The organism is Micromonospora sp. LHW51205, from assembly GCF_003315815.1.
Classification (GTDB): Bacteria; Actinomycetota; Actinomycetes; order Mycobacteriales; family Micromonosporaceae; genus Micromonospora; species Micromonospora chalcea.
The window spans coordinates 89,051-111,260 of record NZ_QMEZ01000001.1 but is presented as its reverse complement, the minus strand read 5'-3'; the positions used below and the strand labels follow the sequence as shown (position 1 = coordinate 111,260).

26 protein-coding genes are annotated in these 22,210 nt (G+C 72.3%); 13 read left to right on the top strand and 13 right to left on the bottom strand.

What is annotated here, in order from left to right; all coding sequences use genetic code 11:
* Positions 1-52 precede the first annotated feature (52 nt).
* From DQE82_RS00535 to DQE82_RS00525, 3 genes are read right to left on the bottom strand one after another with little or no spacing between them, the layout of a single operon-like run.
* Positions 53-235 (bottom strand): DUF397 domain-containing protein, encoded by a 183-nt coding sequence (locus DQE82_RS00535; protein ID WP_082931023.1) that lies wholly within the window; start codon positions 233-235, stop codon positions 53-55.
* Positions 236-287: 52 nt separating this feature from the next.
* The gene (locus DQE82_RS00530) at positions 288-455 is read right to left on the bottom strand and encodes a DUF397 domain-containing protein (protein ID WP_082931024.1); all 168 of its coding nucleotides are present in this window, start codon (positions 453-455) and stop codon (positions 288-290) included.
* A 9-nt stretch (positions 456-464) separates the two neighbouring features.
* Positions 465-1,307 (bottom strand): helix-turn-helix transcriptional regulator, encoded by an 843-nt coding sequence (locus tag DQE82_RS00525; protein WP_147265108.1) that lies wholly within the window; start codon positions 1,305-1,307, stop codon positions 465-467.
* Between the two features lie 129 nt (positions 1,308-1,436).
* Here DQE82_RS00525 and DQE82_RS00520 point away from each other — a divergent pair, with 129 nt between their 5' ends.
* From DQE82_RS00520 to DQE82_RS00485, 7 genes are all read left to right on the top strand, one after another.
* On the top strand, positions 1,437-1,625 hold the full coding sequence (locus tag DQE82_RS00520) for a hypothetical protein (protein WP_064447123.1): 189 nt from the start codon (positions 1,437-1,439) through the stop codon (positions 1,623-1,625).
* On the top strand, positions 1,622-1,801 hold the full coding sequence (locus DQE82_RS00515; protein ID WP_069089355.1) for a hypothetical protein: 180 nt from the start codon (positions 1,622-1,624) through the stop codon (positions 1,799-1,801). The genes DQE82_RS00520 and DQE82_RS00515 overlap by 4 nt, the downstream gene beginning before the upstream one ends.
* A gap of 211 nt (positions 1,802-2,012) precedes the next feature.
* Entirely contained in the window at positions 2,013-2,192 is a 180-nt protein-coding gene (locus DQE82_RS00505) for a hypothetical protein (protein ID WP_064447124.1), read from the top strand.
* A gap of 49 nt (positions 2,193-2,241) precedes the next feature.
* The gene (locus tag DQE82_RS00500) at positions 2,242-3,177 is read left to right on the top strand and encodes a DUF2332 domain-containing protein (protein WP_113971750.1); all 936 of its coding nucleotides are present in this window, start codon (positions 2,242-2,244) and stop codon (positions 3,175-3,177) included.
* 156 nt (positions 3,178-3,333) lie between these two features.
* Positions 3,334-3,984 (top strand): class I SAM-dependent methyltransferase, encoded by a 651-nt coding sequence (locus DQE82_RS00495; RefSeq protein WP_113971749.1) that lies wholly within the window; start codon positions 3,334-3,336, stop codon positions 3,982-3,984.
* A gap of 58 nt (positions 3,985-4,042) precedes the next feature.
* Complete coding sequence (locus DQE82_RS00490; protein WP_104114418.1) at positions 4,043-4,276, top strand: DUF5522 domain-containing protein; 234 nt, start codon at positions 4,043-4,045, stop codon at positions 4,274-4,276.
* 86 nt (positions 4,277-4,362) lie between these two features.
* The gene (locus tag DQE82_RS00485; protein ID WP_064447128.1) at positions 4,363-4,911 is read left to right on the top strand and encodes a hypothetical protein; all 549 of its coding nucleotides are present in this window, start codon (positions 4,363-4,365) and stop codon (positions 4,909-4,911) included.
* A gap of 6 nt (positions 4,912-4,917) precedes the next feature.
* Here DQE82_RS00485 and DQE82_RS00480 read toward each other — a convergent pair whose 3' ends face one another.
* Positions 4,918-5,604 (bottom strand): metal-dependent transcriptional regulator, encoded by a 687-nt coding sequence (locus DQE82_RS00480; protein WP_030502956.1) that lies wholly within the window; start codon positions 5,602-5,604, stop codon positions 4,918-4,920.
* A gap of 98 nt (positions 5,605-5,702) precedes the next feature.
* On the opposite strand from DQE82_RS00480, the gene DQE82_RS00475 reads away from it, so the two are divergent.
* Genes DQE82_RS00475 through DQE82_RS00465 form a run of 3 tightly spaced genes read left to right on the top strand, consistent with a single transcriptional unit; the run spans position 5,703 to position 10,369 of the window.
* On the top strand, positions 5,703-6,560 hold the full coding sequence (locus DQE82_RS00475) for a sulfurtransferase (RefSeq protein ID WP_113971748.1): 858 nt from the start codon (positions 5,703-5,705) through the stop codon (positions 6,558-6,560).
* Between the two features lie 47 nt (positions 6,561-6,607).
* Positions 6,608-7,789, top strand: a complete 1,182-nt coding sequence (locus DQE82_RS00470) for an acetoin utilization protein AcuC (protein ID WP_043325704.1) — start codon at positions 6,608-6,610, stop codon at positions 7,787-7,789.
* A 24-nt stretch (positions 7,790-7,813) separates the two neighbouring features.
* Entirely contained in the window at positions 7,814-10,369 is a 2,556-nt protein-coding gene (locus DQE82_RS00465) for a bifunctional GNAT family N-acetyltransferase/acetate--CoA ligase family protein (RefSeq protein ID WP_113971747.1), read from the top strand.
* A gap of 130 nt (positions 10,370-10,499) precedes the next feature.
* On the opposite strand, the gene DQE82_RS00460 is transcribed toward DQE82_RS00465, so the two are convergent.
* The 4 genes from DQE82_RS00460 to sigB all read right to left on the bottom strand — a co-directional run bounded on the left by DQE82_RS00460 (position 10,500) and on the right by sigB (position 12,823).
* Entirely contained in the window at positions 10,500-10,907 is a 408-nt protein-coding gene (locus DQE82_RS00460) for a VOC family protein (RefSeq protein WP_043325703.1), read from the bottom strand.
* Positions 10,904-11,395, bottom strand: a complete 492-nt coding sequence (locus DQE82_RS00455; RefSeq protein ID WP_113971746.1) for an SRPBCC family protein — start codon at positions 11,393-11,395, stop codon at positions 10,904-10,906. Before DQE82_RS00455 ends, DQE82_RS00460 begins: the two co-directional genes overlap by 4 nt.
* On the bottom strand, positions 11,392-11,733 hold the full coding sequence (locus tag DQE82_RS00450) for a helix-turn-helix transcriptional regulator (protein WP_199495896.1): 342 nt from the start codon (positions 11,731-11,733) through the stop codon (positions 11,392-11,394). The genes DQE82_RS00455 and DQE82_RS00450 overlap by 4 nt, the downstream gene beginning before the upstream one ends.
* Before the next feature lie 103 nt (positions 11,734-11,836).
* Positions 11,837-12,823 carry an RNA polymerase sigma factor SigB gene (sigB, locus tag DQE82_RS00445; RefSeq protein WP_043325701.1) on the bottom strand — a complete coding sequence of 329 codons (987 nt, stop codon included), beginning with the start codon at positions 12,821-12,823 and terminating at the stop codon, positions 11,837-11,839.
* 220 nt (positions 12,824-13,043) lie between these two features.
* On the opposite strand from sigB, the gene DQE82_RS00440 reads away from it, so the two are divergent.
* Positions 13,044-13,832 carry a sporulation protein gene (locus DQE82_RS00440; RefSeq protein ID WP_043330535.1) on the top strand — a complete coding sequence of 263 codons (789 nt, stop codon included), beginning with the start codon at positions 13,044-13,046 and terminating at the stop codon, positions 13,830-13,832.
* On the opposite strand, the gene dtd is transcribed toward DQE82_RS00440, so the two are convergent.
* A complete protein-coding gene (dtd, locus tag DQE82_RS00435) occupies positions 13,829-14,251 on the bottom strand; it encodes a D-aminoacyl-tRNA deacylase (RefSeq protein ID WP_069089362.1) in 423 nt (140 codons plus the stop codon). The genes DQE82_RS00440 and dtd overlap by 4 nt on opposite strands.
* Positions 14,251-15,735: a methyltransferase gene (locus tag DQE82_RS00430; protein ID WP_199495894.1), complete on the bottom strand. Its 1,485-nt coding sequence runs from the start codon at positions 15,733-15,735 to the stop codon at positions 14,251-14,253. The genes dtd and DQE82_RS00430 overlap by 1 nt, the downstream gene beginning before the upstream one ends.
* A gap of 180 nt (positions 15,736-15,915) precedes the next feature.
* Here DQE82_RS00430 and DQE82_RS00425 point away from each other — a divergent pair, with 180 nt between their 5' ends.
* Entirely contained in the window at positions 15,916-17,136 is a 1,221-nt protein-coding gene (locus DQE82_RS00425) for a S8 family peptidase (protein WP_104114413.1), read from the top strand.
* Between the two features lie 74 nt (positions 17,137-17,210).
* Here DQE82_RS00425 and DQE82_RS00420 read toward each other — a convergent pair whose 3' ends face one another.
* The 3 genes from DQE82_RS00420 to DQE82_RS00410 all read right to left on the bottom strand — a co-directional run bounded on the left by DQE82_RS00420 (position 17,211) and on the right by DQE82_RS00410 (position 21,476).
* Positions 17,211-18,410 carry a type II toxin-antitoxin system HipA family toxin gene (locus DQE82_RS00420; protein WP_043325695.1) on the bottom strand — a complete coding sequence of 400 codons (1,200 nt, stop codon included), beginning with the start codon at positions 18,408-18,410 and terminating at the stop codon, positions 17,211-17,213.
* A gap of 1 nt (position 18,411) precedes the next feature.
* A complete protein-coding gene (locus DQE82_RS00415) occupies positions 18,412-19,995 on the bottom strand; it encodes a DUF262 domain-containing protein (RefSeq protein WP_069089363.1) in 1,584 nt (527 codons plus the stop codon).
* Between the two features lie 131 nt (positions 19,996-20,126).
* Positions 20,127-21,476, bottom strand: a complete 1,350-nt coding sequence (locus DQE82_RS00410) for a DUF2716 domain-containing protein (RefSeq protein WP_147265107.1) — start codon at positions 21,474-21,476, stop codon at positions 20,127-20,129.
* A gap of 101 nt (positions 21,477-21,577) precedes the next feature.
* Between DQE82_RS00410 and DQE82_RS00405 the strand changes: the two genes are divergently transcribed.
* Positions 21,578-22,162 (top strand): HhH-GPD-type base excision DNA repair protein, encoded by a 585-nt coding sequence (locus DQE82_RS00405; RefSeq protein WP_043325693.1) that lies wholly within the window; start codon positions 21,578-21,580, stop codon positions 22,160-22,162.
* Positions 22,163-22,210: the final 48 nt, after the last annotated feature.

Genomic DNA, 22,210 nt, shown 5'->3' with positions numbered 1-22,210 from the left:
AGCGCGGCAGGGACCTCCCTGCCGCGCTCGCGCGTGCTTTGGCGAGTCGGGCTCAGCGCAGGGTACGGAGGAACACCTGCCACGGCTGACGCCCAAAGCGCAGAACCGGGCCGGACGCATCCTTGCTGTCGCGGATCAGGATGCTCCCGTTGACTGCGGCAATCTCAACGCACGCTCCGCCGTTGTTGTCGCTGCGACTCGATTTGCGCCACTTGATGCCGATCCGGTCTGTCATGCCACCTCCATTTCCTGCCAGCGCCTGGCACGAGCACCGCCGAGGTGGGCGCTCAGCGCAGGGTGCGGAGGAACGCTTGCCACGGCTGACGCTTGAAGCGTAGAACCGCGCCGCCTGCATCCTTGCTGTCGCGGACTTCTACTGCCTGGTCGGCGTATCTCGCTTCGACGCAGGCTCCGTTGGTGCCGCTCCGGGTGCTCTTGCGCCACTGCGAGTCCACGTCCGCCTCCTACTCCACGGGCAGCGCGCCTCGGATTGCTTTGATCATTGCCGCCGAGTCGGTTGGCGACAGGGCCGCGGCGCGCAGGCTGTTGAACACCACCGTACAGCGGCGCACATCCTCGCCCTCCGCGTAGAGATCGCCCGTCAAACCCTCGATGTACACCACGCTGGGGCCGTCAGCGAAGTTGAGGATGTGGAAGCTCGACAGCATGGAAGCGTAGGCACCTTCCCGGAACGGGATCACCTGGACCGTGACGTTCCATCGGCTGCCGGCGTCGAGCAAGGCGGTGAGCTGGTCGGCCATGACGGCTGCACCACCGATCTGGCGGTGCAGGACTGCTTCGTCCAGTACAGCTACCAGGCGGAGCTTGCCCGACGAGATCAGCTCCTGGCGGTGCGTCCGGACGGCGACTCGCCTCTCGACCGCCTCGGGTGAAGGTTCGAAGGCATCCTCCGCCATCATCGCCCGCGAGTATGCCGGTGTCTGGAGCAGGCCCGGCACGACAAGCGTCTCGAAGGTCTGCACCTCCTCGGCTGCGGATTCCAATCCGATGTACTGCCGATACGACGAGGGTAGATCCCCGTATTTCGCCCACCAGCCGCGCTGCTTCCCGGTGCGCGCCATCGACAGCAGCGTGTCGCGCAGTTCGGCATCGGTGACGCCGTAGCGATCAAGCAGCGCGTTGAGCGCAGGGCCTTTGATACCGACCCGACCGGCCTCGATGCGGCGCAGGGTGCTCGCGGTCACCTCGATTGCCGCCGCTGCTTCCTCGGTGGTGACATCGGCCTGCTCTCGCGCTTTGCGTAACTGCGCCCCGAGCTGGAAGCGAACGAAGGTCGGACTTTCCATGCCGGTGATTGTGCCGCCAGCCGGCGTGCGGTGGACACGCGACACGCCCGCACGACATGCGCGCACATCGTTGACTGACTGAAAATGCGCGCGCAAAATTATCCGCGCATGAACAAAGTAGGAGGCGGCATGCGTGCTCGTGTGTCGTACGAGGAGTACGTGTTGGCGGTCGCGCTGACCCTCGCCCGGCGGCACCGTCCGGTGTGGTCCTGGCGACGCTGGCGGTGGATCTGCCGCTGCGGTGCGGAACTGCCGTGCCGCGCACGCCATCGCATCCCGATCCGTCGCGGCCACTGGCCGGGTGAGGAGCAGACGTGACGGAGCCGCAGGTCCGGCAGATCCTGTCGGTACACGTACCCGGCGTCGACGGCTTCTGCACGGGGTGCCGGGCATGGTGGGCGCGTCTGTGCCCGTACCCCTGTCAGCAGGTCGAATGGGCGGCCCGCAGGCAGGCGCGGACCGCCACCCGGCGCTTCCTGGACGGCCTCCGGTGACCACCCACGGGCCGGTTCTTCCGGTGTGGAGCTGCGGTGGGTGTGGCGCTCCGTGGCCCTGCCCGACGCGGCGTCGCGAGCTGCGGGCCGAGTTCGCCGGAGCGCCGGTGTCGTTGAGCTTGTACATGGGGTCCTATCTGGTGTGGGCGGCGGAGGATCTGACCTGGGTACCGGCCGGGGTGTTGCATCAGCGCTTCCTCGGGTGGGTGCGATGAGTGTCATTCGGCCGGGCGACGAACGGTTCCACTACTGCGACGGCTCGCACCGGTGGGTGCCGCTCGATCCGGACTTCGACCAGGAGGTCTGGGAGGCCATGGTGCGCGAGCACCAACAGCGGCACCTGGAGGAGATCTCCCGAGGGCTTCGTCCCCGTCGGCCCAAACTTCCGTAGGTGCCCACTGTCACAGCCCATCGCGTACGCGAGCTGGAATGCTCGGGGGATGAGCACGACCGACATCTATCGGGCGTTCGCCGAGCGTGAGGCGCGCGGCGTGTCCCCGGCGTACGAGCGGTTGTCGCGCGCGGTGGCGGGTGACCGGAAGCTGCTCGCGCTGCTCGACACGCTGCCACCGGCCAAGCGTCAGCCGAACCTGCTGTTCGGGGTGGTACGGCTGCGCGGCGGGCCGGTGGACGACCCGGCGGCGTTCCGCGCGTACGTGATGGGGCACTGGCCGGACGTGGCGGCGCAGATGCGGGTGCGGGCGACGCAGACGAACGAGGCGGGACGCTGCGCGGCTCTGCTGCCGGTGCTCGCCGCGTTGCCGCAGCCGCTGGCGTTGCTGGAGGTCGGCGCCTCCGCCGGGCTGTGCCTCTACCCGGACCGGTACGCCTACCGCTACGGCGATCGGCGGATCGGCGACGGCGAGCCGTTGCTCGACTGTGACCTGACCGGCGCCGAGCCGCCGGAGCGGCGTCCGGAGGTGGTGTGGCGGGCCGGGCTGGACCTGAACCCGCTCGACGTCACCGACCCGGCCGACGTGGCCTGGCTGGAGGCGCTGATCTGGCCGGAGCACCGGCACCGCCGGGACCGGCTGCGCGCCGCGGCGGCGGTTGCGGCGGCCGATCCGCCACTGCTGGTACGCGGGGACCTGGTCGACGACCTGCCCGCGCTGGCGGCGCAGGCCCCGCCCGGGGCGACGCTCGTGGTGTTCCACAGTTCCGTGCTCTACCAGGTGCCGCAGCCACGGCGGGACGCGTTCACCGCGCTGGTCCGGACCCTGCCCGGCCACTGGATAGCCAACGAGGACCCGTCGGTGCTGCCCCACGCCGACCTGCCCGAGCCATTGGCTGAGGGCTTCCACAACGTCCTGGCCCTCGACGGCCGTCCCGTGGCCTGGACGACAGGCCACGGCCAGTCCCTCACCTGGTTCCGCTGACCGCCCACCCCCGCCCGGCCCGCCGTCCTCGTCGATCATGAAGTTGACGGCGCGACACGCCGATGCGGTGGCCGCTAACTTCATGGTCAACGAAGGCGGGCGGGCGGGGCGCGGGCGGGCGGGGCGCGGGCGGGCGTTGAACTAGGGTCGGCGGGCGTGACCGAACCTGCCTGGCTGGTCGAGACGCGTGCCGCCTACGACGCCGTCGCCGAGGACTACGCGCGGCTGCTGCCCGATGTGGTGGAACCACCGCTGGACCGGGCGCTGCTGGCCGCGTACGCCGAGACGGTCGGGCCGGGCCGGCCGGTGCTGGAAGTGGGCTGCGGCACCGGTCGCGTCACCGCCCACCTGCACCGGCTCGGCCTGGACATCGGCGGCGTCGACCTGTCGCCCGGCATGGTGGCGGTGGCCCGCCGCGCGTACCCGGAGCTGCGTTTCGAGGTGGGCTCGCTGACCGAGCTGACCGTGCCCGACGCCTCGCTGGCCGGGCTGGTCTCCTGGTACTCGATCATCCACCTGCCACCGGAGCTGCTGCCCGGGGTGTTCGCCGGTTTCCACCGGGCGCTCGCCCCGGGCGGTCACCTGCTCCTCGCGGTCAAGGCCGGTGACCGGTGCGTACGGCTGGAGCGGGCGTACGGCCACGACGTCGCGTACGACGTGCACTGGCTGCCGCCGGAACGACTGGCCGCGCAACTCGCGACGGCCGGGTTCACGGTCTCGGCGACGCTGGTCCGCGCGCCGGTCGCCACGGAGCGGCAGTCCCAGGCGTTCCTGCTGGCCGAGCGGACCATCCGTGGGGGATGTTAAAAGGGGGCCCCTCCTATGCAGAAAACGTTAAGCAGGGGCCCTTCCTTACACTTCAGCGGTGCGTGACGAGCTGGCGGACCGGCCGCTTACCGAACCGCACCCGTCGCGGCTGTCGCCGGATCACCCGGGGCGGGACCGGATCCTGGCCGCGCACGCCGCCGCCCTGGCCGCCGGGGAGGCCGGCTACCTGGACCCGGAGACCGGACTGTTCGTGCTCAGCGCGGGCTTCCTGGCCCGGCGAGGGACGTGCTGCGGGCGAGGATGTCGGCACTGTCCGTACGTAACCGATTAGGGGCTTCCGTCCCCGCGCGGGCACGCCGTACGGTGTCCGACGGAACTCCGGCGGGTCGGACCCGCCGCCGACCGCGGAGGTCTCCCGTGCGTGCCCGAATCTGGCTGGCCGTGCCGGCCGTCCTGCTCGCCGCCGGCTGCGCCGAGGAAGCCCCGACGGTCGACGTGCCGACGGAGCCGCGCCCACCGGTCGCGGTCGCGGCCGCCTCCTCGGGCGGCGCCTGCCGGCTGCTCGACTTCGCGGTGATCGCCGAGCACACCGGTGGCGAGTTCGACGTGGCCGCCGCCACCGAGCGGGGCGACACGCACACCTGCGTGGTGCGCGCGGCCGGGGCGGTGCTGCCGGAGCTGACGCTGTCGGTCACCGAGACGTCGATCGACGCGGCCACGTTCACCCTCGACGTGCAGCCCAGCGGCGCCACGAAGATCACCAAGCTGGGTAAGGCCGGCTACCGGCGCACGCTGCCCAAGACCGCTAAGGCGGGCCCGGTCGCCGAGGTCGGCTGGCTGGCCACCGAGGGCCGGCTCGCCACCCTGCGCTGGACCGCCCCCACCGGCACCGCCAAGGCGGAGGCGGACAAGACGGCCGGCAAGCTGGTCACGCTGGCCAAGGTGATCGACACCCGCCAGCTCTGACCCGGGTCAGCGGGCCGCGACGAACACCCGGGACGCCACCTCGCGGGGCAGGCGGACCCGGTCGCCGGAGCGGTCGATGGAGACGCCGTCGCGTTCCTGCGCCACGGTCACCGTCGCGCCCGGGTCGACACCGGCTGCGTGCAACTGCCGGAGCACGTCCGAGTCGGTCTGCACACTCTCGCAGATGCGGCGCACCACGACCTGGCCGGACAGGCCCGGGAAGGCCAGGTTGCGCTCGCTCTCGCCGGCCTCGACCGTCGGCTGGCCCGGGTCGCCCAGCTCCTCCAGGCCCGGGATCGGGTTGCCGTACGGCGAGCGGGTGGGGCGGTTGAGCAGGTCGAAGACCCGCTTTTCCACCGCGTCGCTCATCACGTGCTCCCACCGGCAGGCCTCTTCGTGGGCCTCCTCGTAGGGCATCCCGATCACGTTCACCAGCAGCAGCTCGGCCAGCCGGTGCTTGCGCATCACCGACACGGCGGTGTTGCGACCCGCCGGGGTGAGGCTCAGGTGCCGGTCGCCCTCGACCGTGAGCAGGCCGTCCCGCTCCATCCGCGCGACGGTCTGGCTGACGGTCGGGCCGCTCTGCTTGAGCCGCTCGGCGATGCGGGCACGCAGCGGCGGCACACCCTCCTCCTCGAGTTCGAGGATGGTGCGCAGGTACATCTCGGTCGTGTCAACAAGGTCGTGCTTCACGTCAGCGGCCTCCCGGGCACCGATGGTACCCGTTACCACCGACCATCGACGGCAGGCGAAGCCGGAGGTGGCGGCCCGGATGGTGTTGACTGGACCGCATGTCCGCCACCGCAGACCTGCTGGTCGAGCCCGACCGGCTCGCCGCCGAACTCGATCATGCCGATCCGCCGACCCTGCTCGACGTCCGCTGGCGGCTCACCGGACCGCCCGGCCGCGCGGACTACGCCGCCGGCCACCTGCCCGGCGCGGTCTTCGTCGACCTGGACACCGAGCTGTGCGGGCGGCCCGGCGCCGCCGGCCGGCACCCGCTGCCGGACCCGGCGGCGTTGCAGGCCGCGCTGCGGGCGGCGGGTGTCCGCGCCGGTCACCCCGTTGTCGTGTACGACGGCGGCGACGGGATGTCCGCCGCCCGGGCCTGGTGGACGCTGCGCTGGGCGGGCCACCGGCAGGTGCGGGTGCTGCACGGCGGCTACCCGGCCTGGACGGCAGCCGGCCTGCCGGTCGACACCGGCGTACCCGCCCCGGCGCCGGGCGACGTGACGGTGACGCCGGGCGCGCTGCCGGTGCTGGACGCCGCGCGGGCCGCCCGGCTCGCCGCCGCCGAGCCCGGGGTGCTGCTCGACGTACGGGCCGCGCCGCGCTACCGGGGCGAACACGAGCCGGTCGACCCGGTCGCCGGGCACGTGCCGGGCGCGGTCAACCTGCCCGCCCCGGAGTACGTCACGCAGGGGCGGTTCCCGGACGCGGACGCGCTGCGGGAGCGGTTCGCCGCCGCCGGGGTGGACGCGGGCGCGCCGGTCGGCGCGTACTGCGGCTCCGGGGTGACCGCCGCGCAGGCCGTGCTCGCGTTGCACCTGGCCGGCCGCCCGGACGCCGCGCTGTACGTCGGCTCGTGGAGCGAGTGGGTGGCCGACCCGGACCGTCCGGTCGCCACCGGTGGCACGTCCGGCCGGTGAGCGTACGTCAGGTGGGCGCAACCGGGCCCACGTGCGACGATGGCCGCATGGCCGACGACACGGTGGTGGTGTGGGACGAGGCTCTCCTCACCTACGACATGGGCGACCATCCGCTGGACCCGGTCCGGGTCGAGCTGACCATGGCGCTCGCCCGCGAGCTGGGCGTGCTGGACCGGCCCGGCGTGCGGCTGGTCAAGCCCGAGCCGGCCGACGACGCGCTGCTCACCCGCGTCCACGATCCGGCCTATCTGGACGCGGTCCGGGCCGCGCCGCGCGACCCGCTGTTCGCCGGGTTCGGCCTGGGCACCTCGGACAATCCGGTCTTCGACGGCATGCACGAGGCGAGCGCGCTGATCGCCGGCGCCACAGTGGCCGCCGCCGAGGCGGTCTGGCGCGGCGACGCCCGCCGCGCCGTGAACGTGGCCGGCGGGCTGCACCACGCCATGCCCGCCCGCGCCGCCGGCTTCTGCGTCTACAACGACCCGGCCGTGGCCATCGCCCGCCTGCTCGACCTCGGCGCGCAGCGGATCGCGTACGTGGACGTGGACGTGCACCACGGCGACGGCGTGCAGGAGATCTTCTACCGTGACCCGCGGGTGCTCACCATCAGCCTGCACGAGACGCCGCTCGCGCTGTTCCCCGGCACCGGGTTCCCGGACGAGACCGGCGGGCCGGGCGCGGAGGGCACCGCCGTCAACGTGCCGCTGCCGCCCGGGGTCGGCGACGCCGGTTGGCAGCGCGCGTTCCACGCGGTCGTGCCGTCGGTGCTGCGCGCGTACCGGCCGCAGGTGCTTGTCACCCAGTGCGGCGCCGACGGGCACCGCAAGGACCCGCTGGCCGACCTGCACCTGTCGGTGGACGGGCAGCGGGCCACCTACCGCACGCTGCGCGCGCTCGCCGACGAGCTGTGCGACGGCCGCTGGATCGCCACCGGCGGCGGCGGGTACGCGCTGGTCGAGGTGGTGCCGAGGGCCTGGACGCACCTGCTCGCGATCGCCACCGGCGAGCCGGTCGACCCGGCCACGCTGACCCCGCCGGGCTGGCGGGACCTGGCCGCGCGGCGGCGACCCGGGCACGAGGTGCCGCTGCGGATGACCGACGACGTCGACCCGTCGTACCAGCCGTGGCAGCCCAGCGGCGAGCCGAACGCGGTGGACCGGGCCGTCGCGGCCACCCGCAAGGCCGTCTTCCCGCTGCTCGGGCTCGACCCGCACGACCCGCGCGACTGAGCCGGCGGCAGGGAGGACCGACCGGTGACCACCGTCGAACAACCGGTGGACGTGCTGCTCAGCGACGGTACGACCGTCCAGCTGCGACAGATCCGTCCCGAGGATGCGCCCGAGATCGTGGCCATGCACGGCCGCTTCTCCGAGCGCACCCGCTACCTGCGCTACTTCTCGCCGTACCCGCGTATCCCGGAACGCGACCTGAAGCGCTTCGTCAACGTCGACCACCGCGACCGGGAGGCGTTCGTGGTGCTCGCCGGCGAGCGGATCGTCGCCGTCGGCCGGTACGAGCGCCTCGGCCCCGCCTCGCCGGAGGCCGAGGTGGCGTTCGTGGTCGAGGACGCCTACCAGGGCCGGGGCATCGGCTCGGTGCTGCTTGAGCACCTGGCCGACGCGGCCGGACGCAACGGCATCGTGCACTTCGTCGCCGAGGTGCTCCCGGCCAACGGGGCGATGCTGCGGGTCTTCGCCGACTTCGGCTACCAGGTCCAGCGCCAGTACGCCGACGGCGTGGTGCACCTGACCTTCCCGATCGCGCCGACCGAGGCGACCCTTGAGGTGCAGCGCGGCCGGGAGCACCGTACCGAGGCCCGCTCGATCGCCCGGCTGCTCGCGCCACGCGGCATCGCCGTCTACGGCGCCAGCACCACCGGCCAGGGCGTCGGCGCGGCGCTGCTCGGGCACCTGCGCGACGGCGGGTTCACCGGCGCGATCGTGCCGGTGCACCCGAGCGCGGCGACGGTGGCGGGGCTGCCCGCGTACCCGTCGGCGGCCGACGCCGGCCAGGACGTCGACCTCGCCGTGGTGGCGGTCCCGCCGGACGCGGTTACCGACGTGGTCCGCGACGCGGCCCGGGCGGGCGCGCACGGCCTGGTGGTGATCTCGGCCGGGTTCGCCGAGTCCGGCCCGGCCGGCGCGGCGGCGCAGCGCGCGCTGGTCCGCGCCGCGCACCTGGCCGGCATGCGGGTGGTCGGCCCGAACTGCCTCGGCGTCGCCAACACCGACCCGGCGGTACGCCTCAACGCCACGCTCGCACCGGTGCTGCCCGCGGCGGGCCGGGTCGGCGTGTTCAGCCAGTCCGGCGCGTTCGGGGTGGCGCTGCTGGCCGAGGCGTCCCGGCGTGGGCTCGGCCTGTCCAGCTTCGTGTCGGCCGGCAACCGGGCCGACGTGTCCGGCAACGACCTGCTGCAGTACTGGCAGGACGACCCGGCCACCGACGTCATCACGCTCTACCTGGAGACGTTCGGCAACCCGCGCAAGTTCGCCCGGCTGGCCCGGCGCATCGGCCGCAGCAAGCCGGTGGTGGCGCTCGCCTCGCTGGCCCGGCCGCCGGGCGTGGGGGAGGCGCCCGCGCTGGACGCGGCGGCGGTGAGCGCGCTGTTCGCCCAGTCCGGGGTGATCCGGGTGGACACCGTGTCCGAACTGCTCGACGTGGGTGTGCTGCTGGCCCACCAGCCGCTGCCCGCCGGGCGGCGCGTCGCGGTCGTGGGCAACTCGTCGGCGCTGACCGGGCTGGCCGCCACCGCCTGCGCCGCTCAGGGACTGACGGTCGCCGACGGGTACCCGCGGGACGTCGGGCCGAGCGCCGGGGCCGCCGCGTACGCCGCCGCGCTCGGTGACGCGGTCGCCGGCGAGCGGGTCGACGCCGTGGTGGCGGTGTTCGCGCCGCCGCTGCCGGGCCAGCTCGCCGACCCGGTGGCCGACTTCGCCTCGGCGCTGCCCGACGCGCGGGTCACCGGCAAGCCGGTGGTGGCGACGTTCCTCGCCGGACTGGTGCCGGCCGGGGTGCCGGCGTACCCGAGCGTCGAGGAGGCGGTACGCGCGCTGGGCCGGGTCACCGCGTACGCGGACTGGCTCCGGCGGCCCGCCGGGGTGCTGCCGGAACTTCCCGACGTGGACCGCACGGCCGGGCACGCCGCGCTGCGCCCCGACCGGGCCGACGCGGCGGCGCTGCTGCGCGCGTACGGCATCGACGTGGTGGAGTCGGTCCCGGCGACGACGACGGAGGAGGCGTTGGCCGCCGCCGAGCGGCTCGGCTGGCCGGTGGCGCTCAAGGCCGCCGCCCCCGGGCTGCGGCACCGCCTCGACCTCGGCGCGGTACGCCTCGACCTGGCCGACGCCGCCGCGCTGCGCCGCGCGTACGCCGAGATGGCCCCGGTGTTCGGCGCGGAGGTGCTGGTCCAGCCGATGGTCGCGCCCGGCGTGGCGTGCGTGGTGGAGCTGGTGGAGGATCCGGCGTTCGGGCCGGTGGTCGGGTTCGGGCTCGGTGGCGTGGCGACCGAGCTGCTCGGCGACCGGGCCTGGCGGGCGGTGCCGCTGACCGACCGGGACGCCGCCGAACTGGTCGACGAGCCCCGGGCCGCGCCGCTGCTGCACGGGCACCGGGGCGCCGCGCCGGTGGACCGGGCGGCGCTGGTCGACCTGCTGGTGCGGGTCGGGCGGCTCGCCGACGAGCAGCCCCGGGTGCGGTCGCTCACGCTGAATCCGGTGCTGGCCCGGCCGGACGGCATCTCGGTGCTGCACGCCACCGTGCGCACCGGCGCGGAGGTCGCGCGCCCGGACACCGGCCCCCGCCGCTTGTAAGGAAGGGCCCCTTATTAACGCCTCCGGTAGAGGAAGGGCCCCTTCTTAACAGCGCCCGCCCGCGCGACCCGCAGCGCCCGCCCGCGCGACGGCCGCGCGCCGCCGCGCCCGACCGCGGGCGCCGCTGCGCTCAGCCGCGGGCGGAGATCTGCTGCACCGACCACCCGTTGCCGTCGGGGTCACGGAAGAAGACGAAGCCGACGTTGTCCAGCGGGTGCGGCACCGGGTGCGGGTTCTGGCCCATCACCTGGATCTCGCTCACCTCGACGCCCCGCTCGACCAGTTCGGCGCGCGCCCGTTCCAGGTCGGCCACGACGAGTTGCAGGCCCTTGAGTGAGCCCGGCGGCATCTCCGGTACGACGCCCCGGCCGAGGACGATCGAGCAGCCGGAGCCCGGGGGAGTGAGTTGCACGATCCGCCCCATCCCGCCGAGATCGGTGTCGTGGTCGACGGCGAAGCCGAGCCGTTGCGCGTAGAACTCCTTGGCCCGGTCCAGGTCGGAGACCGGTACGACCACCACTTCCAGCGTCCAGTTCATGTTGTCGCTCCTGTCGTCGCAATGGTGTGCAGCACGGCGGTGAGCCGGTCGAACGCCTCGCTCAGGCCGCGGATCATCGGGTAGCGCAGGACGGTGTCGCGGCCCTGCGGGGTGGCGTAGCGCAGGTGGGTGACGACTGTCGTCCGGTCCGCCGAGCCGGTGAAGTCGTGCCGCACCAGCGTCTCGCCCGGGTAGGACTGGTCGTCGAAGAGTTCGGTGCAGACCAGCCGCGCCGGCGGGTCGATCTCCCGGTACGTGCCGCCCTGGGCCATCAGGTCGCCGTCCGGCCCGCGGGAGACGAACCGCCAGCGTCCGCCCACCCGCAGGTCCACCTCGCACTCGACGAGATGCCAGCCGCGTGCGCCCCACCAGCGCATCAGCAGTTCGGGGCGGGTGAAGGCGGCGAACACCAGATGCCGGGGAGCGGCGAAGTCGCGGCTGAGGCGGATCTCCCGGTCGCCGTGCAGGGTCACGGTCAGGTCGGTCACCGCTGCTCCTCGGCGGTCAGTTCGGCGAGCACCTCGTCCAGGCGCGCGTAGCTCTCGGCCCAGTAGTCCCGGTAGTTCGCCAGCCACGCCACGGCCTCCCGGAGCGGCCGGGCGTCGAGCCGGCAGGGGCGGCGCTGCGCGTCCCGGCCCCGGGTGACCAGGCCGGCGCGTTCGAGCACCTTGAGGTGCTTGGAGACGGCCGGCTGGCTCATCGCGAACGGCTCGGCCAGCTCGGTGACTGTGGCCTCCCCGGCGGCCAGCCGGGCGAGGATGGCCCGCCGGGTGGGGTCGGCGAGCGCGGCGAAGGTGGCGTCGAGCACATCCGGGGGCACTTTCATAACCTCCTGGTTGTTTAACCATTCGGTTCTATACGCTGGGAGTGCCCGGGTCAAGCGCGACAGGCCCCGGCGAACCGCCGGGGCCTGTCGGGGTAGGGGTGGCTCAGCAGGCGTACGCCTCCAGCCGGTTCGCCCGCTCCGGGTCGCGCAGCTTCAGCAGCGTCACCTTCTCGATCTGCCGGATCCGCTCCCGGGACAGCCCGAACTCGCGGCCCACCTCGTCCAGCGTGCGCTGCCGGCCGTCGTCCAGGCCGAAGCGCAGCCGGATCACCGCCTGCTCGCGCTGGGACAGCGTGGCCAGCACGATCCGGACCTCGTTGCGCAGCTCGCCGTTGGTGGCGGCGTCACCGGGCTCGGTACGCGGGTCGACGGCGGCGACGAAGTCGCCGAGCGCGCTCTCGCCGTCCTCGCCGACGGCCTGGTCCAGGCTGACCGGCTCCCGGTCGTAGGAGATCAGCTCGATCACCTGGAACTCGGGGATCTCCAGCGCCACGGCCACCTCGCTCACGGTGGGCTCGCGACCCAGCGACACGGACAGCTCACGGCGCACCCGGACCATCCGGTTGACCTGCTCGACCATGTGCACGGGGATGCGGATGGTGCGGGCCTGGTCGGCCATGGCGCGGGTGATGGCCTGGCGGATCCACCAGGTGGCGTAGGTGGAGAACTTGTAGCCCTTGGTGTAGTCGAACTTCTCGACGGCGCGGATGAGGCCGAGGTTGCCTTCCTGGATGAGGTCGAGGAAGGCCATGCCGCGACCGGTGTAGCGCTTGGCGATGCTCACCACCAGCCGCAGGTTCGCCTCCAGCAGGTGGTCCTTGGCGGCGCGGCCCTCGGCCGCGATCAGCGCCAGGTCCGCGCGCAGCTCGGCGGAGACGGGGGTGCAGGTGGCCAGCTTCTCCTCGGCGAAGAGGCCGGCCTCGATCCGCTTGCTCAGCTCGACCTCCTGCGCCGCGGTGAGCAGCTTGGTGCGGCCGATGCCGTTCAGGTACGCCCGGACCAGGTCGGTGGAGACGCCGCGCTCGTCGGTGGCGTCGAGGTCCGTGAGGGTGACGTCCATGTCCTGGTGCTCGATCATCTGCTGGGTCATCTCTGTTCTCCCCGTGTCCGACGTGCCTACCGGTCCCGTGCCGCCCACGCGGTGGGGGCCGATGACAAACAGCTTGGCGGTCGGGGCGTGAGACGGGAGTGAGGCGATCGGGGACCCGACAGGAATCCACGTGGGAATCCGGCATTCCCTTGTCCGGCGCGGTTACCGTGCCACCGACCGGCCGTCGGGGCCGGCCCGGCACTGATGATCGGAGAACGTGGTGGTCTTCAAGCGGCTCATGCAGGCGATGGGTGTGGGCGGACCGTCGGTGGAGACGGTCCTGGCCAACCCGAACTGTCGCCCGGGCGGCGTTCTGGAGGGCCGGATCCAGGTGGTCGGCGGCGACCACCCGGTGGACGTGAGCTACGTCGCGCTCGGTCTGGTCACCCGGGTCGAGGTGGAGAGTTCCGATTCGGAGTACGACGTCAACCAGGAGTTCGGCCGCGCCCAGATGACCGGCGCGTTCCGGCTGGAGCCGGGGCAGCGCTACGACGTGCCGTTCCGCTACCAGGTGCCCTGGGAGACCCCGCTCACCGACCTGTACGGCCAGCACCTGCACGGCATGACGATGGGTCTGCGTACCGAGCTGGAGGTGGCCCGGGCGGTGGACAAGGGCGACATGGACGCCGTGTCGGTGCACCCGCTGCCCGCCCACGAGCGGCTGCTGGAGGCGCTGCTGCGGCTGGGCTTCCGCTTCGCGCGCGCCGACGTCGAGCGTGGGCACATCTACGGCGTACGCCAGCAGTTGCCCTTCTACCAGGAGATCGAGTTCTACCCGGCGCCGCAGTACGCGGGCGCGATGAACCAGCTCGAGGTCACCTTCGTCACCGATCCGCAGCAGGTGCACGTGGTGCTGGAGCTGGACAAGCGGGGCGGCCTGTTCACCGAGGGCCGCGACGCCTTCGGCCGGTTCACCGTGGACCACGCCACGGCGGAGCAGACCGACTGGGCCGCCCAGCTCGACGGCTGGCTGCGGCAGTCGCTGTCCCGCCGTGGGCTGTTCTTCTAGAGATCGAGCACGAGGGTCCGGGGACCGACGTTGACGCTCTCCACCAGCATGTGGGCGCGGAAGCGGCCGGTCTCCACCTTCGCGCCCCGGGCGCGCAGCTGTTCGACCACCGCGTCCACCAGGGGTTCGGCCACCTCGGCGGGAGCGGCGGCGGTCCAGCTCGGCCGCCGGCCCTTGCGCGCGTCGCCGTAGAGCGTGAACTGGCTGACCACCAGCAGCGGCGCGCCGACGTCGGCGGCGCTGCGTTCGTCGTCGAGGATGCGCAGCTCGTGCAGCTTGCGGGCCATCGTGGCGGCCACCTGCGGGGTGTCGGTGTGGGTGACGCCGAGCAGCACCAGCAGCCCGTCGGTGATCTCACCGGTCACCTCGTCGTCGACTGTCACCCGGGCCCGGCCGACCGTCTGCACCACCGCCCGCATCAGTCGGTCACCGGCTCGATGATGCCGCGCTCGACCAGGTGCGCCACGATCGGCCCGGCCGCCTCGGCCAGCTCGTCCGGCGCCACGTCGTGCGCGGCGGCCAGCAGCGAGAGCTGGTCGCGCAGCGGCAGCCGGCCGTCCGCGCCGCCGACCAGGGCGAGCACCAGCGGGTCGATCTCCTCCGACCAGCGCAGCCCGCGCGGCATGGCCAGGACCTGCCGGTCCACCGCCCAGCCGTCGTCGCCCATGGTGGCCTCCTGCCGGAGCTGGAGCCCTTCGGCGGCGCGGTAGCGGGCGGCGAGCAGGCCCTCGGTGTCCCGGGCGCGCAGCCAGTCCTGCCTGGTGAACCACTCGCCGATCCGGTCGCCCAGCGGCGGCTCGACCCGCTGGCGCAGGTCCTCCACCCGGACGACCGGCTGGGCGTGGCCCGAGCGGCGTAGCGAGACGATGCCGAAACCGATCGCCTCCACCTTGTGCGCGTCGAACCAGTCCAGCCAGGCTGCCATCCGCTGCGGGTCGGCGCTCTCGCCGACGTCGGTCAGCCAGAGGTTCACGTACGCCATCGGGTCGGCCACCTCGCGCTGGATGACCCAGGCGTCCAGGCCGGTGCCGGCGAACCAGCCGGTGACCCGCTCGGCCCAGTCCTCACCGGTGACGTGCACCCAGTTCGCCAGGTACTGCATGGTGCCGCCCTCGGTGAGCAGGTCCGGCGCGGCGGCGGCCAGTTCCGCGCCGATCGCGTCGCCGACCCGCCCGGAGTCCCGGTAGACGTGCGTGGTGGTGCCCGGCCCGACCACGAACGGCGGGTTGCTGACCACCAGGTCGAAGCGGCGTCCGGCCACCGGGGCGACCATGTCCCCGCGCAGCAGTTCCCAGTCCTGTCCGTTGAGCGCGGCGGTGGTGGCGGCGAACCGCAGCGCCCGCTCGGAGACGTCGGTGGCGGTGACCCGGCGGGCGTGGGTGCCCAGGTGCAGCGCCTGTACGCCGGAGCCGGTGCCGAGGTCGAGCGCGGTGTCCACGACCGGGCGTACGGCCGCCGAGATCAGCGTCTGGGTCGCGCCGCCGATGCCCAGCACGTGCTCGGCGTGCAGCGGACGGCCGGGCCGGGCGCTGGCGGGCACGTCGGCGAGCACCCACCAGTCGTCGCCGTACGGCTCCAGGTCGACAGCGGCGCGAAGGCCGTCGCCGTGCCGCTCGACGATGCCCCCGGCCAGCGCCTCGTCCAGCGCCAGCGGGGCCAGCGCGTCGGCGACCGCCGCCTCCGGCTCGGTCTGGTCGCAGATGAAGACGCGGATCAGCGTGGCCAGCCGGTCCCGGTCCTCGGTGGCGCGCAGCGCGGCCCGGTAGTCGTTGCGGGCCACGCCGCCGGTGCCCTGCGGGCCCAGGCGGTCGGCGATCCCGTTGGCGGTGAAGCGGGCGAGTGTCAGCGCGGTGCGCAGCGCGTCGACCCCGGCGGGGGAGAGCAGCATGTCGTGACGGTCCACGTGCTCATCCTGCCTCGGGCGCCGTCCGGCGTGGCGCGCACCCGCCGATCCATAACGTGGACCGTATCTATCGGCAACTATCTCTTTCATGTTTGTCGATCTCTGGTTAGCATTCCTGCCAACATCCGTCGATGGGGTGATCCGGCCACAAACCGGGCTGCCCCGGTAGGGAGCCAGACGATGCCCGACGTGTCCCTTCCCCGGCGCCGCGCGCTGCGTGCGCTCGCCGTCACGGCCGCCGCCGCGGCCTTCGCCGCCGCCGCCTCCACGCCCGCTCTCGCCGCGCCCACCGGGGAGATCCGGTACGCCGGTGCCGCCGACGCCGTCAGCGGCAGCTACGTGGTCGTGCTCAAGGGCGACGCGGTCGGCACCGCGAACACGCTCGCCGCCCGTACCGCCGTCCCGGACCGGGCCGCCGGCCTGGCCAAGCGCTACGGCGGCAACGTCGGCACGGTGTGGAGCTCCGCTCTCACCGGCTACAGCGCGAAGATGACCGCCGCCCAGGCGCGCCGGCTCGCCGCCGACCCGGCGGTCGCGTACGTCGAGCAGGACCGCGTCATGACCACCCAGGGCACCCAGACCGGGGCCACCTGGGGCCTGGACCGGATCGACCAGCGCAACCTGCCGCTGAACAGCACCTTCACCTACCCGAACACCGCCAGCAACGTGCGCGCCTACATCATCGACACGGGCATCCGCACCACGCACAGCGACTTCGGCGGCCGGGCCACCTGGGGCACCAACACGGTCGACACCAACAACACCGACTGCAACGGCCACGGCACCCACGTCGCCGGCACCGTCGGCGGCACCACGTACGGCGTGGCCAAGGGCGTGCGCCTGGTGGCCGTCAAGGTGCTCAACTGCTCCGGCAGCGGCACCACCGCCGGCGTGATCAGCGGCGTCAACTGGGTCACCTCGAACGCGGTGAAGCCGGCCGTGGCCAACATGAGCCTCGGCGGCGGCGCCAGCACCACGCTGGACAACGCGGTGGCCAACTCGATCAACTCCGGCATCACGTACGCGCTCGCGGCCGGCAACTCCAGCGCCAACGCCTGCAACTCGTCGCCGGCCCGGGTCGCCGCGGCGATCACGGTGGGCGCCACCACCAGCACCGACGCCCGTGCCTCCTACTCCAACTACGGCTCCTGCGTGGACATCTTCGCCCCGGGTTCGTCGATCACCTCGGCGTGGCGGACCAGCGACACCGCCACCAACTCGATCAGCGGCACCTCGATGGCGTCCCCGCACGTGGCCGGCGCGGCGGCGCTCGTGCTGTCCGCCAACACCTCCTACACCCCGGCTCAGGTGGCCAGCTACCTGACCAGCAACGCCACCACCGGCAAGGTGACCAGCCCGGGCTCGGGCTCGCCGAACCGGCTGCTCTTCGTCGTCAACTGACGACACGGGTGACCTGACCACACCGTGGGCCGCGGCCCGGTGGACCTCCCAGAGGTCCGCCGGGCCGCGTCACGTCAGTGAGCGGACTGACAGATCGGCAGGCTCGTCAGCCGCTGGGAGTAGTGGTCGGCCAGGGCCGGAAAACGGGCATGAGTCTCGTTCATCAGGCCGCTGTGCCACGCCTCGCGGAGGCGGTCCACCGTCCGGGCGACCGTCTCCAGTGTGCGGCCCGGATCACCGCCTGCACCGTCCGCCAGTCGGTGGAAGTGCTCCTGGTCGATGAGCGCCGGGACGGTCTCGGCGCCGAGGCTGAGCGCCAACGGCGACCAGCGGTAACGGGAATAGACCGACAGTGAGTGGAAGTCGTAGACCGGAGCCAGGCGTGGCGTGCGGCCGTCCGGATAGATCAGGGCCCAGTTCTTCAGGTGCCCGTCGGTGTTTCCGACCACCAGCATCGCGACCAAGCGGCTGATGAAGTCGAGGTAGCCGTCCTCTCCGGTGAGTTGGAGGATCGCTGCGGCCAACGTGTCGTAGCTCGCGCCCGACTCGCTGTACTTGAACATCGGCCCGATGTCCGCAACCTGGGCGAAGTCCTCCACGTGGATACGCCCGGTGGTCGACCGGTCGAACCGCCGGATGAGGTAGACGAGGTCACCGGGATCGATCATTCCGTCGGGGAGACCCTTCACGGCATCCGCCCGGATCAGGTCCACCGGCGGCACCGGGAAGTCAGCCGCGCGAAGCCAACTCATCGTGAGGTACTCGTTGACGGGAAGATTTCGCAGGCCCTGGTCGGGCAGCTTCACGATCCACCAGGAACCCTGCCCGCTCACGGGAACAGCCAGGCGGTCTGCGGAGATCGAATACTTGAGCTGCACGCCTGCCAGGGAATGCCGCAGAGGATGGTTCGCTTCATCCAGCGCGTTGGAGATCACGTCATCCGCCGGCTCGACATCGGCGTGAACCGTCACCGCCCCCGGCAGGTTGCCGCCCACACGTAGCAGCAGCGTGAAGTCGCCGATGTTCCCCCCGCCCAGTTCCCGGACGATCTGGCGGCGGAGGGCACCCTCCGGCAGGAGGTTGGCGAACCAGGCGGGCAGGCCCACCCTCGCCCGCCGGATCGCCCGCGGATCGTCCTCGAAGACCTGCCCCAGCACTTGGTGCCGGGGCGAGGCGAGATCGTCGTCGTAGCTGAACTCCGAGCCGCCCTGCCGGAACCTCAGCTCGCCTACCTGTCTACCGTGCAGCCGTACTTCGGCAGTGACGACTGCCATGTCAGGCGACCGGTCGGAGAATGTCAGCCATCGCGCGGCCGTCCCGCGCGCCCCACTCGGCCATGCGGTTGACGTGCTCGGTGATGGTCCGCTCGCACGACCTGCCGCGTAGCTCGAGGAAGGCTGGCCAGTCTTCGCGCGCCAATCGTTCCTGCGCTTGCTCGTCGATCAGGTGGCTGGCGGCGACGGCCGGTTCAGCCGACGCGAGGAGCTGCGGTGACGGGCGTTCCCCGGGCGGCAGGATGAACCGGTTGGCGATCGTTCCGCCAGCGTGTCCACTGACGGCCAGGAGTGGTCTCAACGGGCTCCCTTGGTCGAGCAGGCGGCTGACGTCCAGAATCTCGCCCCGGAACGGGTCGCGAGGTTCGGCAGAGAGCAACCCGAGCGTGTTGAGCTTCGCCATCGCGTGATTGAAGTGGACCTTGTCCAGTTCCGCGACGAAATCCGGGAACTGCTGCACCTGCCGCAGCAGGTTCGTTGCCGCAGCTTGCGCGGTGGAGGTGCCGACCGCCTCGACCTGGCTGCGGATGTCCGCGACGCTCACTGCGCGGGCCCGCGTTCCAGCGACCGCGCTCCGCCAGACCCAGCGTCGAAGCAGAGTCGCCGGCCGGCCGGCCGGTACGCCGTGCAAGCGGATGAAACGGACCAGGATCGGCAGCACGTGGGAGTAGGGCAGCAGCCTGATGTGTGGGATGCCGCAGGTACCGCGGAGGAATTCGACGGCCTCACGCAGTCGTGCGGCGACCTCGCGCAGCGTCTCGCCCGGGTCGTCCCGCGGCCCGAACTCCTGGCGGAAGTCCTCCCGGAAGATGTCTCCACCTCGGTACGCCAGGACGCAGCGGAGGGTCAACCGATCGTCAAGCGCGCCGAATCCCAGGACGGCGGGAACCTGACCCAGTTCGTGCAGGCTGCTCAACTCGTCACCGACGGCGCCGGCATGCAGAGCCTGGAAGACCTCGGACTTGGTCAGGCGTTTGCCGGTCGAGTTCATCCGCGTGAAGATCTCGAGCAGCGCGTGCTCATCGGCGGAGTGCACCACGTAGGTCGGGATCTGGTACTCGCGGATCGCTTTGGCGGCTTGGTCGGCCAGCGCTAGCTGACTCTCTGACAGCCACGAGTTGTCGCGCATCCAGCGGAGCAGGACCGCGGTGTCGAGCAGGAAGCTGACGGGCACCCAGGTACGTGGGGGCCGTTGACGGGTGCCGGCGGTGTGAAATTCGCCGGTGTCGAGATCGAGGTGGATGCGAAATCGTGGATCGACAGCTTGGTCAGCCATGGTCAGCGCGCCGACGATGGACACGATGCGCTGCTGCCCGTCCACCACCCAGAGGGCGGCGGTTACCTCGGGAGCCTCGATGTCGAGCGGCCCCACCTGGAGCCGCTGGGCCGGTGCGGGGCGTTGCCAGAGAAGCAGATTCCCGATTGGAAATCCGCGCAACAGACTGTCGAAGAGCCGGACGATGTCCGATCCCTCCCACTTGAAGGAGCGCTGAAAGGGGGGAATCCGCACCAGCCCTGCCGTGACGTCCCGGACCAGATCTTCGGGCGTGCGGTACTCGACGCGGGGCCTCTCCAGACTCGGCACGGCAACCTCCGTTGGGACGACGCACCGAGGGTAACCGTTCTGCTCCTCGCGGCTTGTTCAGGCACTCGATGTCTCCTGTCGGAGAGTCGGCACCCACGACCGCCGACCAGAGCGGCAACCCAGGGAGACGTTCACGGGCCGCTGACGCTGTGCCCGTCCGGGCCGAAACTCCAGATGTTGCCCACGGGACGGCCCCCACGGCGGAGAACGGTTCCGAGCAGGGCGGTGAGGTCGGCCTCGACCTCGGCGAGCAGATCACCGCCGAAGACGCAGAGCGATTGGCCCCACGGGTCGCCGAACGTGCCCAGCCGCAGGTCGGCTGTGGTGAAAAGGCGGTGGTCGCCGCGGTCCGGGAAGGCGCAGCGCGGCGTAGGCGGTTGCCCCGGCCCGCCGGTCCGTCGCGGGTCGAAGTGGTATCCCTGGACGAACGGATGAAGGGCATACACGCGCTCGCCGGGGCGAACGGTGGCCCGCAGGCCGCGCTGGACGATCGACTCCAGTGCCGCGATGCCTGCCTCGTCCTCCTCGATCGCGGCGAGGTGCCAGGCCACCGACTCCGGCGGCTCCACCAGCCGAGGATGAGCCTGCGTCGCGGCCGAGAACTCCCACTGAGAGGCGAAGCGCCCCCAGATCTCATCCCCCTGCGGATCGTCGAAGACCAGCACCACCGGACGCTCCCGCGCCGGCGGGTTCGGGGGAGACCAGTGGTAGGAACGGACCGTCGTCACATCATGGAAGCCCACGCCGAGAAGCATCGCCCGGAGATCACCGGTGGCCTCCGCGACAACGTATCGCCATCGGCAGCCATCCGGCGGACGAGAATCCCCCGGGTGCCGGGTACGCAGGTCGATCCAGGCCCGCCAACCGGGCAGGAATGCGGGCTCAGGCAAGGTCATGCCGCCGATGGAGACGAACTCGGTGCCGTCGACGAGGATGGCCCAGCCGGCTGCCAGAGCCCATCCGTCGAGTTCTCGCACCGCCAGGTTTCGGCACCAGCCGATGGCGTCGCCGTCCGCCTCCGACTGCGCCAGCGTCGTCCGGTGCGGGCCGGAGGCCGCAGCCATCGCCTGTACCCGCGCCAGCAGTGGGTGCTCCCCGAACGTGACCTCCCGGACGCGCTGTCCGACGGGAAGCGGAAACGGTGCGGAGGGCAGGGAGTCGATCGGAGCCACCAGCACGTGACGTTCCCAGCCGGGGGTGAATCGGGCGGCGACGAGGTGCTCGGCGAGCTGCGGTGGATCGTACGCGTGGACCTTCCACTCGACCGGCTCGCCGCTTGCGGCGAAGGCTTCTTGCTGCCGCCGGATCAGGGCGCCCAGCCCGGCCCCGGGCAGGTCACGGTGGTCCACCGTGCCGTGGGTGCCGAAATGCGCCCGTACGACGGGTCCGTCCTGCTCGAAGACGACTCCGAGTGGGCCGAGGGCCGGCGGTGTCCAGGCCCGCAACTGAGTGTCGTAGGCGGCGAGCAACTCATCGGCCACGGACGGCACCGGCTGTTCCCCCGTTCCCGTACTGGATCCGTAAGTATTCCTCCTGTGTGCCGTACGCGTGTCCCCGTCGTCGGCCGATGCGGGGTGACAGCATGTTCGCCATGACGCTGTCACTGCCCATCGACCCGCAGGCCAACGAACTGCTGGCGCGCAGCCCGCTGGCCCTGCTCCTCGGCATGGTGCTGGACCAGCAGGTGCCGATGGAGAAGGCGTTCTCCTCCCCGTACGTGCTGGCGCAGCGGCTCGGCCACGAGCCGGACGCCGCGGAACTGGCCGGGTACGACCCGGAGGCGCTGGTGGAGCTGTTCGCCCGGCCGCCGGCGCTGCATCGCTTCCCGAAGGCGATGGCGGCCCGCGTGCAGGAGGTGTGCCGGATGCTCGTCGAGCGCTACGACGGCGACCCGGCCCGGCTCTGGTCGGACGTGGCCGACGGGCGGGAACTGCTGCGCCGGGTCGGCGAGCTGCCCGGGTTCGGCCGGCAGAAGGCGCAGATCTTCGTCGCGCTGCTCGGGAAGCGGTTCGGAGTCACCCCGGACGGCTGGCGCGAGGCGGCCGGTGACTACGGCGACGCGGATGCCCACCGGTCGGTGGCGGACGTGACCGATCCGGAGTCGCTGCGCCGGGTACGCGAGTTCAAGCAGCGGATGAAGGCGGAGGCGAAGGCCGCGAAGGGCTGATCCGCCGCCCGCCGCCGCAACCGGCCCGCCGCCCCTGTCGTTTGTTGC

Bases quoted from the DNA above. Each gene is read 5' to 3' on its own strand.
- DQE82_RS00475 (WP_113971748.1), top strand. From the start codon at position 5,703: ATGTCCGCCACCGCAGACCTGCTGGTCGAGCCCGACCGGCTCGCCGCC.
- DQE82_RS00470 (WP_043325704.1), top strand. From the start codon at position 6,608: ATGGCCGACGACACGGTGGTGGTGTGGGACGAGGCTCTCCTCACCTAC.
- DQE82_RS00500 (WP_113971750.1), top strand. From the start codon at position 2,242: ATGAGCACGACCGACATCTATCGGGCGTTCGCCGAGCGTGAGGCGCGC.
- DQE82_RS00450 (WP_199495896.1), bottom strand. From the start codon at position 11,733: ATGAAAGTGCCCCCGGATGTGCTCGACGCCACCTTCGCCGCGCTCGCC.
- DQE82_RS00505 (WP_064447124.1), top strand. From the start codon at position 2,013: ATGAGTGTCATTCGGCCGGGCGACGAACGGTTCCACTACTGCGACGGC.
- DQE82_RS00460 (WP_043325703.1), bottom strand. From the start codon at position 10,907: ATGAACTGGACGCTGGAAGTGGTGGTCGTACCGGTCTCCGACCTGGAC.
- DQE82_RS00535 (WP_082931023.1), bottom strand. From the start codon at position 235: ATGACAGACCGGATCGGCATCAAGTGGCGCAAATCGAGTCGCAGCGAC.
- DQE82_RS00525 (WP_147265108.1), bottom strand. From the start codon at position 1,307: ATGGAAAGTCCGACCTTCGTTCGCTTCCAGCTCGGGGCGCAGTTACGC.
- DQE82_RS00420 (WP_043325695.1), bottom strand. From the start codon at position 18,410: ATGGCAGTCGTCACTGCCGAAGTACGGCTGCACGGTAGACAGGTAGGC.
- DQE82_RS00405 (WP_043325693.1), top strand. From the start codon at position 21,578: ATGTTCGCCATGACGCTGTCACTGCCCATCGACCCGCAGGCCAACGAA.
- dtd (WP_069089362.1), bottom strand. From the start codon at position 14,251: ATGCGGGCGGTGGTGCAGACGGTCGGCCGGGCCCGGGTGACAGTCGAC.
- DQE82_RS00425 (WP_104114413.1), top strand. From the start codon at position 15,916: ATGCCCGACGTGTCCCTTCCCCGGCGCCGCGCGCTGCGTGCGCTCGCC.
- DQE82_RS00520 (WP_064447123.1), top strand. From the start codon at position 1,437: ATGCGTGCTCGTGTGTCGTACGAGGAGTACGTGTTGGCGGTCGCGCTG.
- sigB (WP_043325701.1), bottom strand. From the start codon at position 12,823: ATGACCCAGCAGATGATCGAGCACCAGGACATGGACGTCACCCTCACG.